Source organism: Pseudoalteromonas sp. DY56-GL22 (assembly GCF_041414715.1).
Classification (GTDB): domain Bacteria; phylum Pseudomonadota; class Gammaproteobacteria; order Enterobacterales; family Alteromonadaceae; genus Pseudoalteromonas; species Pseudoalteromonas simplex.
Genome location: NZ_JANHZR010000005.1, coordinates 1 through 16,998, shown reverse-complemented (window position 1 = coordinate 16,998; position 16,998 = coordinate 1). Strand labels below are relative to the sequence as shown.

General features: G+C 42.0%; 16 protein-coding genes. 3 read left to right on the top strand and 13 right to left on the bottom strand.

Annotated elements, in window-relative coordinates:
* Window position 1 precedes the first annotated feature (1 nt).
* From flgK to NO991_RS12120, 12 genes are all read right to left on the bottom strand, one after another.
* Window positions 2–2,011, bottom strand: a complete 2,010-nt coding sequence (flgK, locus tag NO991_RS12175; protein WP_371352062.1) for a flagellar hook-associated protein FlgK — start codon at window positions 2,009–2,011, stop codon at window positions 2–4.
* A 13-nt stretch (window positions 2,012–2,024) separates the two neighbouring features.
* Window positions 2,025–2,993: a flagellar assembly peptidoglycan hydrolase FlgJ gene (gene flgJ, locus NO991_RS12170; protein ID WP_054553303.1), complete on the bottom strand. Its 969-nt coding sequence runs from the start codon at window positions 2,991–2,993 to the stop codon at window positions 2,025–2,027.
* Between the two features lie 194 nt (window positions 2,994–3,187).
* On the bottom strand, window positions 3,188–4,282 hold the full coding sequence (locus tag NO991_RS12165; RefSeq protein ID WP_054553304.1) for a flagellar basal body P-ring protein FlgI: 1,095 nt from the start codon (window positions 4,280–4,282) through the stop codon (window positions 3,188–3,190).
* Between the two features lie 12 nt (window positions 4,283–4,294).
* Window positions 4,295–4,978 (bottom strand): flagellar basal body L-ring protein FlgH, encoded by a 684-nt coding sequence (gene flgH / locus NO991_RS12160; RefSeq protein ID WP_054553305.1) that lies wholly within the window; start codon window positions 4,976–4,978, stop codon window positions 4,295–4,297.
* 15 nt (window positions 4,979–4,993) lie between these two features.
* Window positions 4,994–5,782 (bottom strand): flagellar basal-body rod protein FlgG, encoded by a 789-nt coding sequence (gene flgG, locus NO991_RS12155; protein ID WP_054553306.1) that lies wholly within the window; start codon window positions 5,780–5,782, stop codon window positions 4,994–4,996.
* Window positions 5,783–5,803: 21 nt separating this feature from the next.
* A complete protein-coding gene (locus tag NO991_RS12150) occupies window positions 5,804–6,568 on the bottom strand; it encodes a flagellar basal body rod protein FlgF (RefSeq protein ID WP_054553307.1) in 765 nt (254 codons plus the stop codon).
* A 160-nt stretch (window positions 6,569–6,728) separates the two neighbouring features.
* Entirely contained in the window at window positions 6,729–8,096 is a 1,368-nt protein-coding gene (gene flgE / locus NO991_RS12145; protein ID WP_054553308.1) for a flagellar hook protein FlgE, read from the bottom strand.
* Between the two features lie 51 nt (window positions 8,097–8,147).
* Window positions 8,148–8,831, bottom strand: a complete 684-nt coding sequence (locus tag NO991_RS12140; RefSeq protein ID WP_371352061.1) for a flagellar hook assembly protein FlgD — start codon at window positions 8,829–8,831, stop codon at window positions 8,148–8,150.
* A 13-nt stretch (window positions 8,832–8,844) separates the two neighbouring features.
* Window positions 8,845–9,276 (bottom strand): flagellar basal body rod protein FlgC, encoded by a 432-nt coding sequence (gene flgC / locus NO991_RS12135; RefSeq protein WP_036970207.1) that lies wholly within the window; start codon window positions 9,274–9,276, stop codon window positions 8,845–8,847.
* A gap of 2 nt (window positions 9,277–9,278) precedes the next feature.
* Window positions 9,279–9,689 (bottom strand): flagellar basal body rod protein FlgB, encoded by a 411-nt coding sequence (gene flgB, locus NO991_RS12130; protein ID WP_166341756.1) that lies wholly within the window; start codon window positions 9,687–9,689, stop codon window positions 9,279–9,281.
* 135 nt (window positions 9,690–9,824) lie between these two features.
* Window positions 9,825–10,655, bottom strand: a complete 831-nt coding sequence (locus NO991_RS12125; RefSeq protein WP_054553311.1) for a protein-glutamate O-methyltransferase CheR — start codon at window positions 10,653–10,655, stop codon at window positions 9,825–9,827.
* Window positions 10,656–10,676: 21 nt separating this feature from the next.
* Window positions 10,677–11,609, bottom strand: a complete 933-nt coding sequence (locus NO991_RS12120; protein WP_054553312.1) for a chemotaxis protein — start codon at window positions 11,607–11,609, stop codon at window positions 10,677–10,679.
* Window positions 11,610–11,751: 142 nt separating this feature from the next.
* Here NO991_RS12120 and flgA point away from each other — a divergent pair, with 142 nt between their 5' ends.
* The 3 genes from flgA to flgN all read left to right on the top strand — a co-directional run bounded on the left by flgA (window position 11,752) and on the right by flgN (window position 13,280).
* Window positions 11,752–12,456 (top strand): flagellar basal body P-ring formation chaperone FlgA, encoded by a 705-nt coding sequence (gene flgA, locus NO991_RS12115; RefSeq protein WP_054553313.1) that lies wholly within the window; start codon window positions 11,752–11,754, stop codon window positions 12,454–12,456.
* Window positions 12,457–12,535: 79 nt separating this feature from the next.
* Window positions 12,536–12,856, top strand: coding sequence for a flagellar biosynthesis anti-sigma factor FlgM (flgM, locus tag NO991_RS12110; protein WP_054553314.1), 321 nt, complete (start codon window positions 12,536–12,538; stop codon window positions 12,854–12,856).
* Window positions 12,849–13,280: a flagellar export chaperone FlgN gene (flgN, locus tag NO991_RS12105; RefSeq protein WP_371352060.1), complete on the top strand. Its 432-nt coding sequence runs from the start codon at window positions 12,849–12,851 to the stop codon at window positions 13,278–13,280. Before flgM ends, flgN begins: the two co-directional genes overlap by 8 nt.
* A gap of 157 nt (window positions 13,281–13,437) precedes the next feature.
* On the opposite strand, the gene NO991_RS12100 is transcribed toward flgN, so the two are convergent.
* The coding region (locus NO991_RS12100) for a beta strand repeat-containing protein (RefSeq protein ID WP_371352059.1) at window positions 13,438–16,998 on the bottom strand (3,561 nt) is incomplete at its 5' end.

The following is a 16,998-nucleotide window of genomic DNA, read 5'->3' as shown; positions in this document are numbered from 1 at the left end:
ATTACCTCGCCGCACTTAATAAGGTGTCAAAAATAGTACGTGCTGTTGAAAGGACCTGTGCTGATGCTGCATACGATTGTTGAAAGCGCAGTAAGTTTGCCGCTTCTTCATCAAGGTTTACACCTGATAGTGATTCATACCAAGCTTCAGACTGATCAGCCAATGCTGTAAAGGCCGCACCATTCGTTTGGGCTTGACTAGTCACTACACCAATATCAGTGACAATGCCTGAATAGGCTTGATTAAACGTTTTATGATTATCAGCAGTACTACTTGCTTCAACATTTTGACGCACTAGCTCACCATTTTGTAAATCGGCCAATAGCAAACCATTACGGTTATCATCAAAACCACCAGTGTTAAACTCTACTGTGAAGGTGTCACCTGTTGCAGGTGATCCTTCAATGTTAAAGTCAAACCCATAGGTATCATAAGGCGCGCCAGCTTGGGCAAGAATATTTTCAGCAGGTGGTGTAATAGTAAAGGTCGATGTACCGTTCCCATCCGTAATTTGATATTCGTTAGCATTCGCCGTTTTCACGAGTGTGATATCGCCATTCGCCAAGCTAGGAGGTGGCCCCACGGTAATACCCGTTGAGTTATCAATATCTGAAACTGTACCAGCAGAAATACTTGCATCACTGGTGTTATTAATATCAGTAGCAGTTCGAATAGGTGATGCTAACGCTAAATCTTCAGGGCGTTCAGTTGCAAGCTCGAGGGTCGTTGCAGCTTGTGAATTTAGCTTCACCATAAATTGGTCACCAGTATTGGCAGCACCTGATACGTTGAGTTGTAAACCAAACGCTTCACCACCCGTAATAGTTGATGAGTCAATCACACCGGCAGTCACATTCGCTGTAGATGCGGTGCCAATGGGTTCACCTTTATTATCGATTGCCTGAATCTCAACAGTGGTTGCGCTTGTATAGGTCACAATAAAATCACTTGCTGGCAATTCGCTGCCTTTGCCAGGTTCAAGGGTTGCCGTCATTGTTGATGTGCCCGTATTAGCTTGATAACCGAACGCATCAACCGTTGGAATAGCAAAAATATCGCCGCCAATTTCACCATTAGCGTCCATACCTAAGCTATTTTGTTGGTTAAAGGCATCAGCTAACGCTAAACCCATTTGACCAAGTTGGTTTTGAGCAGGCACTAAAATATCGTCACGAAATGCCAGTAAGCCACCAATTTTGCCTTTCAATTTACTCACATCAACTTCAAGCGGCACGGCTTTGCCACCGTTTACATCAAGTTTTAATTCTTTAAAGTTCGGATCAGGGTCGCCACTGAATGAAAACAGGTTAAATGTGCCGCTTTGCATGACAAGTGCTTGACCGGAGCCTAAATAAACTTGTTTTTCGCCGTTGTTGCCATCGAGTGTTTCAATATCAATCAGCTCAGATAAGTCACGAATTGCTTTATCACGTTCGTTATACAAACCACTCGACGATGACTCACGATCAGTGCCATGAACAGATGCAATCTTGGTATTTAGTTCACTGATGCTTTGAATGAAGTTATTTGCTTCATCAGAGAAGATTTCTAGCTGCTCATTTACCACGGCTTTTTGGTCAACCACAATGCTCGACAATCTGTCCATTTGATCAATTAAGTTTTGTGCATCCGTCATTACCAGTGAACGAGCTACTGTTGATGACGGTTGATTTAAGCTTTCTTGTACGTTGTTAAAAAACGAGTTGATACTGGTTGATAAGCTGTTTGACTCTTCAGAAAACAAGCTATCTACTCGGCTTGCTTCAGTTACAAACTGATCAAAGAATGCTTTATTTGAGGTATCTCTATTTAATTGCTTTTGTGCAAATTCATTCAGTAAGCGATACGTTTCACCACGACCGACTTGGTTATCGATCATGGTTGTGAACTCAGTACGCTCACGCACATAGCCCTCGGTATTAACGTTGGCGATGTTTTTACTGGTGGTTTGTAAAAGCTCAGAGTTAGCTCTTACACCGGCATTTGCTATGTCATATAAGCTAAATGACATGAGGGTCTACTCCTTAACGTACCAATGAAGCAGCGACGCTTTGAAGCTCAACGCGCTTCAATACCTGCTTAATTTTATCGGCATAATTTGGATCAGTTGCATAGCCTGCTTTTTGTAACGAATCTAAAAAGGCTGCAGGCTCTGCGGTATTATTAAGTGCTTCTTGATAACGTGGATTTTCATTTAAGAAATCCACAAAGTCGTTCACACTGTCTTTAATCGATTGATAAGAGCGAAAACTTGCTTGCTTTTTAACTGGCACACCTTGTTCAAACTCAAGCGTGACTTTACTCGCTTTATCACCTTGCCAGCTCCTATCCGATTTAATATTGAATAAGTTGTTACTACTTGTGCCATCAGCTTTACTGATGATGTGTTTACCCCAGCCCGTTTCAAGTGCTGCTTGAGCAACCATCACAGCTGGATTTAAGCCAATTTTCTCAGCCGCATTTTTAGCGTGCTCCCAAACAGAGCTAATGAAAGACTCAGCATCTTCAAAGCGGTTTTCTGTTTGCTCGTTCGCAGCGGTATCTGCAACAGCGTTTGGCTCAGCTTTAATCTTGTGACTGTCGCTCGTTGCACCGGTTGCGCGCTTATCACTGTCGAACTCAGCCGTCGTTCTAAGCACAGAACCTGGAGTAAACTGTTTACCATCTGGCGAGAGTTGTTGAACAATTAAGTCAGCTAGACCCAGCGAGCCGTTTGATGAAAGCTCAACCGATAACTGTTGGTCATGCATCTCTTCAAAAAACTTAACGCCGCTTGAATTAAATGGGCTATCTTTATCTTCAAACGCTTCATTTGCTTTACGCATGCTTTTCAGCAGCATTTGAGTGAAGATAGATTCAAATTGTGCCGCCGCTTTTTTCAGCGCCTCTTTTGACGCATCGCTAGAGGCATCACTTTTTAGAGCACTTTGACGTAGCGAGTCTAAGTTGCCTAAATCAAAAAAGTTTTGCTTGTCGAGATGATTAGTATCCATCAGCTTTTTGACACAATAGTTAATAATGAAAATTAAAATGCAAAAATTGCGCCAATAAAAAACTTTATAAATGAATGGCTAATAACTGATACAGGAATGGAGTAACTTCAGGGCCAAGATTTTGACTGATGTTTATATGCTGAACGATTTAAGAATGACTAAAACAAAAAACGCGCTCGACAGCGCGTTTTAATTTAAATGATAACCAGTTGCCCGTTTATCGCCCCCGCTTCTTTTAAAGCTTCAAGGATTGCCATTAAATCACCCGGTGCGGCCCCCACCTCATTGATTGCGCGTACGAGATCATCAAGATTAACACCTGGATTAAATACAAAAGCACGTGAATCATCTTCGTTCACATCAATAATACTTTGATTGGTAACGGTAGTTTCACCATCACTTAAAGCGTTTGGCTGTGACACATTTTGCTGCTCAGCAATCGTAACCGTTAAACCACCATGAGTTATTGCCGCAGGCTGTAGCTTCACGTTTTTGCCAATCACAATTGTACCTGTGCGGGAGTTAACAATAATTTTTGCTGCTGTGTCTGCAGGCTTAAACTCTAAGTTTTCAAGGGTAGATAAATACGCAACACGTTGAGATGCATCTCGCGGTGCTAACACTCGCACTGACGCTGCATCAATTGCCTGAGCACTGTCAGGCCCCACCAAATCATTAATCGTTTGCTCTAGGCGCTTTGCTGTTGTGAAATCTGGGCGATTTAAATTAAAGGTAATGTAGTCACCTTGCATAAACGGGCTCTTAATAGCACGCTCTACAATGGCACCGTTTGGAATACGACCCACTGTGGGTGTGTTAATAATTACACGGCTACCATCAGCCCCTTCCGCACCTAGACCACCAACAACTAAGCTACCTTGTGCAATCGCATAGGTATTGCCATCAACCCCTTTTAAAAAGGTTTGTAATAAGGTACCACCACGTAAACTACCCGCACTACCAATAGACGAAACCGTAATATCAATGGTTTGACCCGGTTTTCTAAATGCCGGTAACTCTGCATGCACAGCCACAGCGGCAACATTTTTAATCTTAGGTTTTAAGCTATCTGGTAAGGTGATACCAAAACCATTTAACATGGCTTTAAAGCTTTGTTGAGTAAATCGGCTTTGTTCGCCTGTGCCAGGCAAACCAACAACCAATCCATAACCCACTAATTGGTTAGAGCGTACGCCCTCAACCATAGATACATCTTTGACTCGCTCAGCCTGTGCAGAAAACTGCAGGCTAATTAAGCAAAGAGCGATGATGTATTTAAACCCATTCATGACTTTATTCCTCTAAAATGGGAAAAGCGAACTACTAAAGAAACGAGACAGCCAACCTGCACTTTGCGTTTCTTGAATTTGCCCTTTACCTGAGTATTGAATTCGCGCATTAGCAATACGATTGGAAGTTACTGTGTTATCTGCTTGCACATCTTCAGGACGAACTAAACCTTCTAGGCGAATAAATTCTTCACCAGTATTCAAAGTGAGCCATTTTTCACCACGAATAACCAAGTTCCCATTCGGTAAAACACGCATCACATTGACAGAAATATCACCAAATAAGCTATTTGATTGGTTAGACTTTGAATCGCCTTTAAACGATGCCCCTGAGCCAATACCAAACTGAATGCTGTCGCCACCAATGTTAACCGGGTTTCCGCCAAGCCCAATAACAGGGTCTAAACTAGCATCTGTTTCTTTGTCGGTTTCAGTTTTTGCCGCTTTAGTTGCTTGGGTAGACTCTTGCAATTTAACAGTGATGATATCGCCGGCGCGTAATGCCTTTTTATCTGAGTACAAGTCATTTGCCGAATAACTATCAAACAACGAACCTGTTGGTACCACTTGTTCAGTACTTGGTTCCGGATACATAGGCGCATAGTAAGGGTCATCCTGAACCACATGATGATTTTGCGTTGTCATACAACCACCCAGCATCAATGCTGCTGATGTGACTAAGATAATATTACGCATGCTGCCTCCTACCCATTAAAGTTGCTGATTGATGTAACTAAGCATTTCATCAACCGCTGAAATCACTTTTGAATTCATTTCATAAATTCGTTGCGTTTCAATCAAGTTAACAAGCTCTTCCGTTACATTCACGTTAGAGGTTTCAAGGGAACCTTGAACCACAGTGCCTAAACCGTCGATACCAGGATTACCTTGCACAGGTGCGCCACTCACAGCGGTTTCTGTGTATAAGTTTTGCCCCATAGGCTCAAGACCCGATGGATTAATAAAATCACTAATGGTGAGCTGACCGATGACCACGTTCTCTGCTTGACCTGAAATACGCACTGATACTTCACCGTCTTGTGAAACAGTAATTGATTGTGCATCGTCTGGTACGTTCATTTCTGGCTGTAATGGAAAACCCGCGCCGGAAGTTACAATGCGACCATCTTCGTCAGTCGTGAATTGACCATTACGTGAATAGGCAATATTGCCATCTGGTAATTGCACTTCAAAAAAACCTGGGCCTGAGATCATCCAGTCCAATGAATTTTCAGTGGTAAGCATATTACCTTGTGAAAAGTTCTTTTGGTTAGCAACCACTTTGGCACCGGCACCAAGCATTAAGCCTGACGGCATTTCAGTGTCTTGCGACGAGCGGCCACCTGGCTGGTTAATGTTTTGATATAGTAAATCTTCAAATACGGCGCGGCTTTTTTTGTAGCCTACCGTGCTGGCATTCGCGAGATTATTTGAGATCACCGAAATATCGGTTTGCTGGGCGTCAAGCCCGGTTTTACTGATCCATAATGCAGGATTCATAACTCTACCCTCTCAGTCATCTTAAACAATGCGTAACAGCTGATCTTGACGCTCATCGAGCTCTTCGGCTGTTTTCATCAATTTAACTTGTAATTCAAATTGGCGTTGATTGCTGATCATATCGACCATTTCATGCACTGGGTTTACGTTCGACATTTCAAGCGTTCCCGACAGTACTTTTACGTTTGGTGAAATGTCACAAAAACCACAAAGGTCATTGACCAACATGTCTTCTTTTGGTCGAAATAAACCGTCATTGCCTTTTTCAAGCTGAGTGTTATCAGCCTCAATCACTTTTAAGCGATCAACCACTTCCAAAAAGTTAGCAGGCGCACCTTGCGGGCGAACCTGAATAGCGCCATCTTCACTAAACTCAACTTTTTCAATAGGCAATGGCAAAATGATTGGACCACCTTCGCCAATTACTTGACGGCCATGGCTCGTGATCAATGCGCCATCTGGAGTAATGTTTAAGGTGCCAGTTTTAGTGTACGCCTCATTGCCGGATGCATCTTGTACGCTCAACCAACCACGGTCGCTCATCGCGATATCAAGCTCACGGCCAGTTTCAACAAAACCACCCGATTCCATATTAGATCCTGGGCGTTCTTGCATTGCAAACACCCTAGATGGCAGACCTTCACCAAAGGCTTGCATAGAGCGAGCTTGTGCAAAATCAGCTTTAAAGCCAGTGGTGTTAGCATTAGCAAGATTGTTGGCCTTGAGCTCAAGACCTCGCAAACTTTGCTTAGCACCCGACATGGCAATGTAGACCATTTTGTCCATAACATTGACTCACTAAAAATACGATAATTAGGAAATGCAATAAAAGTGCCAAAGTAAAATTGACGCTAAAATAGAAGAGAAAAATGAATAGTAAGAATGAAAAAAGGCTGCCAATAGAGGAAGCAGCCTTCGTGTCGGATTAAGCTTAGAACCGTTAAGATTAACGGATCTGTAGGATGTTTTGTTGTAGTGTTGAGTTAACCTCAAGCGCACGTGAATTTGCTTGGAAGTTACGCTGAGCACTAATTAAGTCAACAAGTTCATTGGTTAAGTTAACGTTTGATTGCTCAAGCGCTGATGAGTTAATTGAACCTAGAGTACCTGAACCTGGTTCACCCGCAATCGGCTCACCTGACGTTAAACTCTTCTTCCAAGATGTATCACCAACTTGTTGCAAGCCCTGAGAATTAGAGAAGCGCACCATAGCAACTTGACCTAGGAACGACGTATCTCCATTACTGTATGACGCAACAATTTTACCGTCAGAACCGATATCAATTCCTGATAGACGACCTACAGTCGCACCATCTTGCTCTAATGCTTTTACTTCAAAGTTACTTGCGTATTGAGTTGGAACTTTATTTGCTGTTGCCGCTTCATCACGCCAGTTAATAGTCACATCATCAGGGAAACTTGCACCATTCGAAAGTAAATCAGAAAGGCCTGTCGCAGCACCTAAACCACTCGGTAACGTTAATGGATTAAATGTTGTATCAGTATTCGCTGTACCATCTGTACTTTGTGGTAAGCCACTGGCATCAAACTGAAAAGTTGATAATGGTGTATAAGGTGTTGTGGTTTGCTCAACACCTGTTGCATCAAATGGCTTTTCATCTAATGTAGCGTATACTTCCCACTCATTTTCATTACCAGTCACTGTAGAATCAGTTTTCACAAAGAAGAACTGTAGAATATGCGGTTCACCTAATGAGTCATACACCGTTGTCGATGTAGAGCTGTTATAAGTTGCACTTGTTTCTGGATCGAATGGTGTCACAGTTGGCGCAGAGGCACGTGAATCAAGGTTAAATGACGAATAGACATTCGTGGTTGCACGTGGTGAACCTGATGCATCTGGAATTTGTAGCGCAGAAGATGTACTTAAGCTTACAGAGGTTGTGTCACCGGTTGCTTCATCAACAGGGAAACCTTGTAAGTAATTACCGCTCGCATCCACAATAAAGTTATCTTTATTAAGTTTGAACGCACCAGCACGCGTGTAAGTAAAGTCTTGTGCACCTAAGTCATTCGCCATTGCGAAATAACCTTCACCAGTAATTGCTAAATCAAGTGAGTTATTTGTGAAAGAGAGTGAACCTTGGTGGAATTGTTGTGCCACCATTGTTGTCCTTACACCGTCACCATTTTTTGTTTTACCAGAACTAAATACTGATGATGCGTATACATCAGCGAACTCTGCACGAGACTCTTTAAAGCCCGTAGTGTTAACGTTAGCAATATTATTTGCTGTTACGTCTAAATCTTTTTGTGCGGCTGCTAAGCCTGTTAATGCAATATTGAAGCTCATAACTCACCTCTAACCTATCTCTTAGCCTAAGCTAACCCAAACCTTTTATACTTATGCGATTTCAGCTATATCAGTTAGCCTAACCGCACCCTCTTTTGTATTTACGATAATGCCGCTTGCGCCATTAATATTGACACTTTCAATATTCTTAAAGGTCGCCATAGGCATACTGCTGTAGTCTCCATTTACAAAGCCTTCAGCACTGATGTCATACTCGCCTTCAGGGAGCACATTGCCATCGTTATCTTTACCATCCCACTCAAAACGCAGTGCGCCCGCAGACTGAGAACCTAGTTCAATGGTTCGTACTAACTGACCTGAAGAATCTGTTATTCTTAGCGTTAAAGATTCAACGGCTGTCTCAGCAACCACCGACCCTTTAGAAAGGTTTTCACCGTCAAAGTCAATGGTGTCAGACTCTAATAACGCTTGCTTACCAACCAAAGTGGAAGCCTGTAACGCAGAATTTGATGTCATTGATGCAGTCAGTGAGTCAAACTTCTCGTTTAAGTTTGAAATACCTTCAGCCATAGTAAAGTTCGTCATCTGCGCGATCATTTGATCGTTATCAGCAGGGTTACTCGGATCCTGGAACGACAACTGCTGTGTTAACAACGAAAAGAAATCTTCCTGAGAAAGTGTGTTGTTGTCTTCCTCAGTTGTTTGCGTATTGCTTTGATTCCAACGCAAGCTATCCATATAGGATGATGATGCAGAGCTGATGTCGTTACTCATAACTTATCCTCGATTACCGTTGTCCTAACAACAGTGTTTTACTTAACATTTGCTTAGCTGCATCAGCAACTTGCACATTTGTTTGGTAAGAGCGAGAGGCAGAAATCATATTTGCCATTTCTTCTACAACATTAACGTTAGGTTTGTAGATATAACCATTTTCATCCGCACTTGGGTGATTCGGGTTATATTCAATTTGTAGCGGCTTATCGCTCTCTACAATACCTAAAACTTTAACGCCTACAGAAGAGCCCTGAGGATTGCTTTGCGATGCTGACGCTTTGGTCAACTCTGCAGCAAAAACAGGATGGCGCGCTCGGTATGTCTGGTCTTGGCTAGAGCTAATCGTGTTTGCATTCGAAATATTACTCGCTGTGGTATTTAAGCGCACATTTTGTGCACTCATACCCGTGCCTGAAATATCAAAAACATTATATAAACTCATGATTAAGCTCCTTGACTACCGAGGGCTTTTTTAAGGCCTTTAATTTTACTACTCATAAATTGCAGGCTTGCCTGATACTCTAATGAGTTCTGTACATACAAGTTTCGTTCCACTTGTATATCTACAGAGTTACCATCGCCTGTATCTGATTGATTTGGCGTACGAAACATTTCTGCACCGCCAACAAAACGACTGCCTCCGGCAATATGTTTAGCATCGGTTCTTACCATGCTATTGCCGCCTTGTTGGTTGCTTTTTGCCGCTTTTAATGCCGAGGCAAAATCAATGTCTTTCGCTTTATAGCCCGGCGTATCAGCATTAGCGATATTGGTCGCTAATAACTCAGCGCGTTGTGAACGGATCAACATTGCATGGGGGTGAACACCAAATGCTTTATCAAAACTGATAGCCATAACCATCTCCAAAAAATTGACTCCAGAGTGATTAATGCAAAAGCTAGGCCAATAATGAAAGGGACATTTTATTTTCGTAAGATATTGAATAATAGATAAATTTAGCAACCTAAGAGCTAGGTTGCTAAGAAAGGTTTACTTTTTCTGGTAGATGATGCCTGGATTACAACGAACCATCTCAAAGCTATCACTTAAGCCCGCCATTGATTCTGACGCACCTAAAAAGAGGTAACCTTTAGGGTTTAGGGCTTGAGCAAATTGCGAGATAATTTTAGCTTTTACCTCTGGTGAGAAGTAAATGAGCACGTTACGGCAAAATATAATGTCAAACTTGCCCATTAAAGCGTATGAATCCAGTAAGTTAAGGTGTCTAAAGCTGACCATTTTACGTATAGGGTCAATGACTTGAGCCATTCCATTGCCGCTGTCTTTAAAGAACTTTTGACGGCGTTCCATCGACAAACCACGCGCAAGCGCTAGCGAGTCATACTCAGCGTTTTTGCACATATCAAGCATGGTATTAGAGATATCAGTGCCGATTATTTGCGCCCCCATCTTTAATACACCTGGGTTTTTTGACTGAAACTCGGCAACCGACATGGCAATTGAATACGGCTCTTGTCCTGATGAACTTGCCGCTGACCATATTTTTAATGGTCTACGCACATCTTTAAGCTCAGGAAATAATTTCGTTTTCAATAACTCAAACGGATACTGGTCACGAAACCAAAGCGTTTCATTGGTTGTCATTGCATCAACCACAGCGGCACGAAGCTGCCTCTCATGAGGACTCAGTGTTTTACTTACCAACTGCGATAAAGACTCGACATTAAAACGCGCCATAAGTGGAGCGAGACGGCTTTTAACTAAATAAAGTTTATTATCGCCAAGCACAATGCCGCATTGTTGCTCTAAAAAAGAGCGAAATTGATCGTATTCGCTTTGTTGTAAATGCTTATTTTCCAAAGTAATACCACCTATAAACTATTAATCACAATGAACCCATTTTTTTACAGCAGTCGCTAGTTCATCTGGGTTAAATTTAGCAATAAAATCGTCAGCTCCCACTTTCTCAATCATTGCTTGGTTGAATACACCACTTAAAGAAGTATGTAAGATCACATGCAAAGGTGATAATTTTGGATCGGCCTTTATCTCGGCGGTTAAGGTATAGCCATCCATTTCTGGCATTTCAACATCTGAAATTAATAAGCCAACTCGCTCAGTAATATCGTTCTGGCAATCAAGTTGAGCTATTTCTCTTAGTCTTAGTAAGGCCTCTTTGCCATTTTTAGCAAGCTCAGTTTGTACACCAAGTGGCTCAAGCGCTCGTTTTACTTGATTTCTCGCGACAGCAGAGTCATCAGCAATAAAGACGATTCTTTCACCTAAATCTTTCTGGAACTCACCTTCACCAACAACATCTGCGCTAACTTCAGTGTTCACTGGGCAGATTTCATTTAGGATCTTTTCAACATCCAAAATCTCAACCAGTTCGTTTTCTATTTCTGTGACTGCTGTTAGGTAAGAATAACGTCCAGCTCCCGAAGGTGGTGGCATTATTTTTTCCCAGTTCATATTTACGATACGTTCTACACCACCAACCAAAAACCCTTGTACTGAACGGTTGTATTCGGCAATGATGATAAAGCTGTCTTTTATGTTTTCAATTGCAGGACCACCGACAGCCATTGATAAGTCAATAACAGAAATAGTTTGTCCACGAATATGCGCAACACCGCGAATATAGGCATTTGATTTTGGCATGTTCGTAAGTGGCGGGCATTGCAAAACCTCTCTTACTTTAAACACGTTAATACCAAAGCGCTGACGCCCTCTGAGTTTGAATAATAGTAATTCAAGGCGGTTTTGCCCAACCAACTGAGTTCGCTGGTTAACTGAGTCTAAAATGCCTGCCATTTCAATCTCCTAAAGATAAACAATCAGAGCTGGAACAATAATTGCCTTCTTTGTGTTAAAGCTACATAAGGTTACGAAGCGTCTGTTTTTTGACGCAAAATATTTATACCTTGTTTTCAACAATAAGCATAGTCGAAACAATATGAGTTTGTTAAAAAAAAGCCGAAGATACAGTGTTTTTTATTTTCTTTCTAGCCTGTTGTTTGCAACACAACTACAAGCAGAAGTCTATAACAACGAGCAACTTCAACAGATCGCTGTTGATTTTGTGAGTGAACACATGCCTGACTTGAACACAACACCACAGATAAGCGCTTTGCCTCTGGATAGTCGCATTCCTGATAGGTTATGTGAGTCGCCATTAAACAAAGAGTTACCAACAGAGCCTCCTTTTAATCGGCAGGTCACGGTACAACTTAAGTGCCAAGACATAAATAGTTGGACCCAATACGTTCACGTTAGAATTATAGAACTTGAGCCAGTCGTTGTTGTTACAACGAGTCTTACTCGAGGTGAAGTTATTCGTGCCGAACATTTACGCCTAGAAATGAAACCTAAGCAATTTGTTAGAACGCAATACGTACAAGATGAGTCTATACTTATTGGCAGTCGCAGTAAGCGAAATTTACGCGGTGGTACACCTATTGTTATGAGCCAAGTTTGCATGGTTTGCAAAGGCGATAACGTAACTATCTATGCTTCGTTACGGGGCTTAAGGATCAAAACCACCGGAATTGCGCTAGAAGATGGCACGTTAGACGAATTAGTACGTGTAAAAAATAAAAAATCAGGTAAAGTATTAAATGCGCGTGTGGATGGAGTCGAGTCTGTACAGGTAAATATTTAATTTTAACTATTTATGCTAAAGTATCCGCTGTGCCCGCCGATATAAAGGCATAAGTTGGGTAATGTATAGGTCAAAAATTATGGTAAGCAATGTCAATAATGGTCAACAACAGCCTTCTGTGTTGACAAATACCAAGCAAAAAAAGCTTGATTTACAAAAAGATAATGCTAATGCAGCTGCTGCTAAATCAGCCGCACCTAAAGCAAGTGCAGATTCTGTCAGTTTAACACCTCAGGCAAAGCAGCTTAAATCACTGCAAGAAAAAGCAGAGCAGTCTTCTGGTTTTGATAGCAATAAAGTGGCTGAGCTGAAAAAAGCGATCAGCGAAGGTAAATACCAAATTGATGCTGAAAAGCTAGCAAAGAACATCGCTGCATTCGAGTTTGATGTCTATGGCTGATCATAATCATTTAATAGCCAGCAAACTAACACAGCAAGTTTCGTGCTTGGAGTCTATTGCTGCACTTTTAGATGATGAATTGACAGCCATTGCTGCAAAACGTGGCGAAGGATTAAAGAGTATTGCCCAACAAAAAATTTCTTTGCTCCAACAAATCCAAACCATAGATAAAGAAGTGCAAAAGCTTGTCGCGCACAACGAATCGCAAGATGATGACGTGAGTGCACTTATTAAGCAAGTTAACACTCTCCTAGCAAACTGCAAAAAGAAAAACGATGTAAACGCCCATGCGGCTCACCAAGCACAGTTAAGTGTTAAACAACTTAAAGATATTCTAATCGGTGCGCCTTCATCGATGACCTACGACCAAGGCGGCAGCGTAATTCAAGGCGATAAAAAAATCGTCCACAACTTGAAAGCCTAAACCCCAATATTATTCTTTTAAAAAAACGCGATAACTAAGTTAGTTATCGCGTTTTTTAATGTTTGCAGAGTTAAATGAGCTAAAAGTAATACGCAATATCACTCAATTAAGCAAGGTACTGTAAGAAAAGCGCATTTCAGCGCTTTTCTTTTATTGATTAAATATCTACAGATTTATTTCCATCTTCGATTAGTTTCTTAATCATGTCCTCTGATTCACTCTGAATATCACTTGCAGGTTGTGAACTTATTGAGTCATTAGGATCAAAAGCTAAACTTTGCTGTTCGCTATCGATATTCAATGCCAGTACCTCACTTTGTTCTGAGTCACTTAAAACATCATCGATTGTTACTTCAAGCGGAGCAGAGTTAGAGTGCAATGTCGGTTCTGTATCCGCTTTAGCTAATATCACGCTTAAATCAATACTTTCACCGAGCTGCTCAGCGCCTGAAGTTGAATTTTCATTTTCTGGTGGCTCTTCAGAGTTATCTAAGCCTGCTAAAACAGGTTCTGCCCCAAGAGATATGATGCCGCTATCAGGCTCTGATTCAATCACACCTGTACCGACTAAATCGTTAGAGGTGTTCTTGACGATATACTCACCAGTTTCAGTATCAACAATAGCAAAGTAATATTCATTCCCTAAATCAAGAAAAGAAAGCCCTATGCTCCAGTCACCGTCGCTATCAGTTGTGGTGCTTGGCGAAGAACTAAGAACTGAAGCGTCGATAATATTGAGTAAATTAAGGCCGATTAAGTTAGAGCCAATAGCATAAACCTCAGTTCCCGGCTCAGCAGTGCCTTCGGCGAAAGGTAAGAGTAAACCTAATATACCTGGATTATAGTTAGTAACATCAAAAGCATCTAAGCTAGGGTCATTACTATAATCAATACTCGATATAGTGGTTGTATTACCTGCAGCATCTGTCGCAGAGGCCTCAACATATGCGAGAGTTAATAAAGAGACTGACAAATTAAGCACTTGCCAATCACCATTAGCGTCAACGGTGGCTGTGTAAGGAACTCCTATGCCACCTCCAATTAGGTAGTTTGTAATGGTAATAACACTTCCTTCAGGCAAATCTGAAGTACCAGAAAGCGATACCAAGTTACCTAATAAGAATGACGGCGTGATTGATAACTCTGGAGCTACAGTGTCAACTTCTCCGCCCGTTTTACTATCAGTTCCTGTATTACCTGCGGTATCTGTGATGCTTGCAGTGACCGAGTACACTCCATCAGCTAACGCTTGACCTGCTTCAACTTGCCAATTGCCACTCGCATCGGTTGTGGTAGTAACTGTATGTTGTAAACCGCCTGCGGCAGTGAACACAATTACTACTGTACTATTTGCAGCATCAGATGTGCCGCTGATAACAGGGGTTGAGTCGTTTGTGAGTATTAAACTGCTTTGATCAATGCTCACAATCGGTGCCGTAGTATCAACCGCAGACGTTGTACTTACTGAACCATCATTCCCAGCAGTATCAGTCACAACAGCGGTTACCGTATACTGTCCTTCGGCAAGCGCTTGGGTTGCTTCAACTTGCCAGTTAAGGCTTGAATCAAGCGTTGTTTCAACACTATGACTAACACCTGCTGCATCAACGAAGGTGACAACCACTCGATTACCAGCGACTGCTCCTGTTGCACTGCCAGAAGCGAGCGGTGTTAAATCGGTTGCAACAGCAATCGTGTCTATAACAACATCAGGCGCAGTGATATCTATAATGCCAGACACCGAAGTGGTTGCGCTATTACCTGCAGCATCAGAGATACTGGCTTCAACCGTGTATGCTCCTTCAGCTATTGAGGAAGGTAATGCCACAGACCAATTACCTGATGCATTAACAATAGCAGAAGCAGTAACATCATTACCTAAACTATCAGACACAACTAACGTGACAACGGTGCCCTGAGGTGCATCACTGGTACCACTAATTGTCGGTGTAGTATCATTTGTAATTGCTGGTGCATTAACCAAGATTGATGGCGCCGTGAGATCTATCTCACCAACCTTTGATGCTGTTCCAGTTAAACCATTTTCAGTTACACTTGCATCTACCGTGTATTGTCCTTCACTGAGTACAGTAGCAAGCTCAACACTCCAAATACCACCCGTTACCGTTGTAGTTATTGTTTGTGTATTTCCAAGTGCATCTTCAACATTTATTGTAACTTGTGTGCCGTCTACTGCATCACTGGTACCTGAGATGATGGGGGTTGTATCATTTGTAATTGCCAACGTGCCAATAGATACTGTTGGTGCATTAGTGTCTAATGTTGCATTGTCTGTGGCAGTCGTCGTGTTATTTGCAGCATCAGTGATGCTTGCAGTAATAGTAACTGAACCATCGTCAAGTGGTGTAACAACATCAACTGACCAAGTACCATCAATTTGCACTGTAGCTGATAATGAATAAATATTCCCACCGTTAGAAACACTCAAAGAGACTATGCTACCTGCAGGTTCATTACTTGTACCGCTAATTGTAGGTGTAGAATCATTTGTCGTTCCTAAGCTATTAATAGTGAGCGAAGGAGCAAGTGTATCTATAGAACCAGATTCAGTATCACTGCCAATATTACCCGCAACATCCGTTATTGACGCTGTTACAGTATAGTTTCCATCAGGTAACGCGGCTGGTGTAACTTGCCATGTTCCATCTCCCAACACTGTCGCAGTCAGTGTTTGGGTATCACTATTGCTGTCTGTAATCGTGACAGATACTTGAGTTCCCGGCGATTCTGTTGATGTACCTGAAATAACTGGCAAACTTGAGTTTCCAATTCCCAATACGTCAAGCAATACAACAGGCGTAACTGTATCAACTGTTATTGATGCTGTTGCAGTTTGCGTGTTGTTTGCATCATCCGTTATGCTAGCCGTAATCGTGTAACTACCATCAACGATGTCGACAGGTACTTCAAGCTGCCATGTGCCATCTGTATCAACCGTCGTAGTCAGAGTTTGACCCGCTATTTCAACAACCACTGAACCACCTATCTCATTACTACTACCCGAGATAGTTGGTCGAGCTTCAGCTGTGCCACCAATAGCATTTACGCTTAAAGTTGGTGCTATACTATCCAGTACACCTGTTGTTTGTTCAGTTGTTAAATTACCCACCTGGTCTCGAACCGATGCTGTTACTGTGAATGTGCCATCAGCAAGTTCTGCTGGTACATCAACAGACCAAGTTTGATCGCTTTGCACAGTTGCAGTAAAGCTTTGCGAATCTCCATTAGCGTCTTGAACAGTCACATTAATAACCGTTCCTTGACCCATATCCGTTGTACCCGAGATAGTTGGTGTTGTGTCATTAGTAAGTGCGGCAACAGACACTGTTAGTTCAGGTGCTACATTATCAAAATCAAGGGTGCTCACCGTTGCAGTGTTACCTGCTGCATCTGTTCCACTTGCTGTTACATAAGCTAAATTAAGCAGTGGTACAGTAATATTCGCTAAAGTCCAATCTCCATTCGCATCTGTAATGGCAGTGTATGTTAATCCAATTAATCCACCGACAAGGTGCTCAGTGATCGTGATCACACTTCCTTCTGGTAAGTCTGAAGTCCCAGACAAGCCAACCAAATTACCCAGTAAAAATGAAGGGATCACACGAATGTCTGGCGCTATAGTGTCGACTTCACCACTGTCACTGGCACTGCTGTTATTACCTGCTGCATCACTGATACTGGCACTGACTGTGTAGTT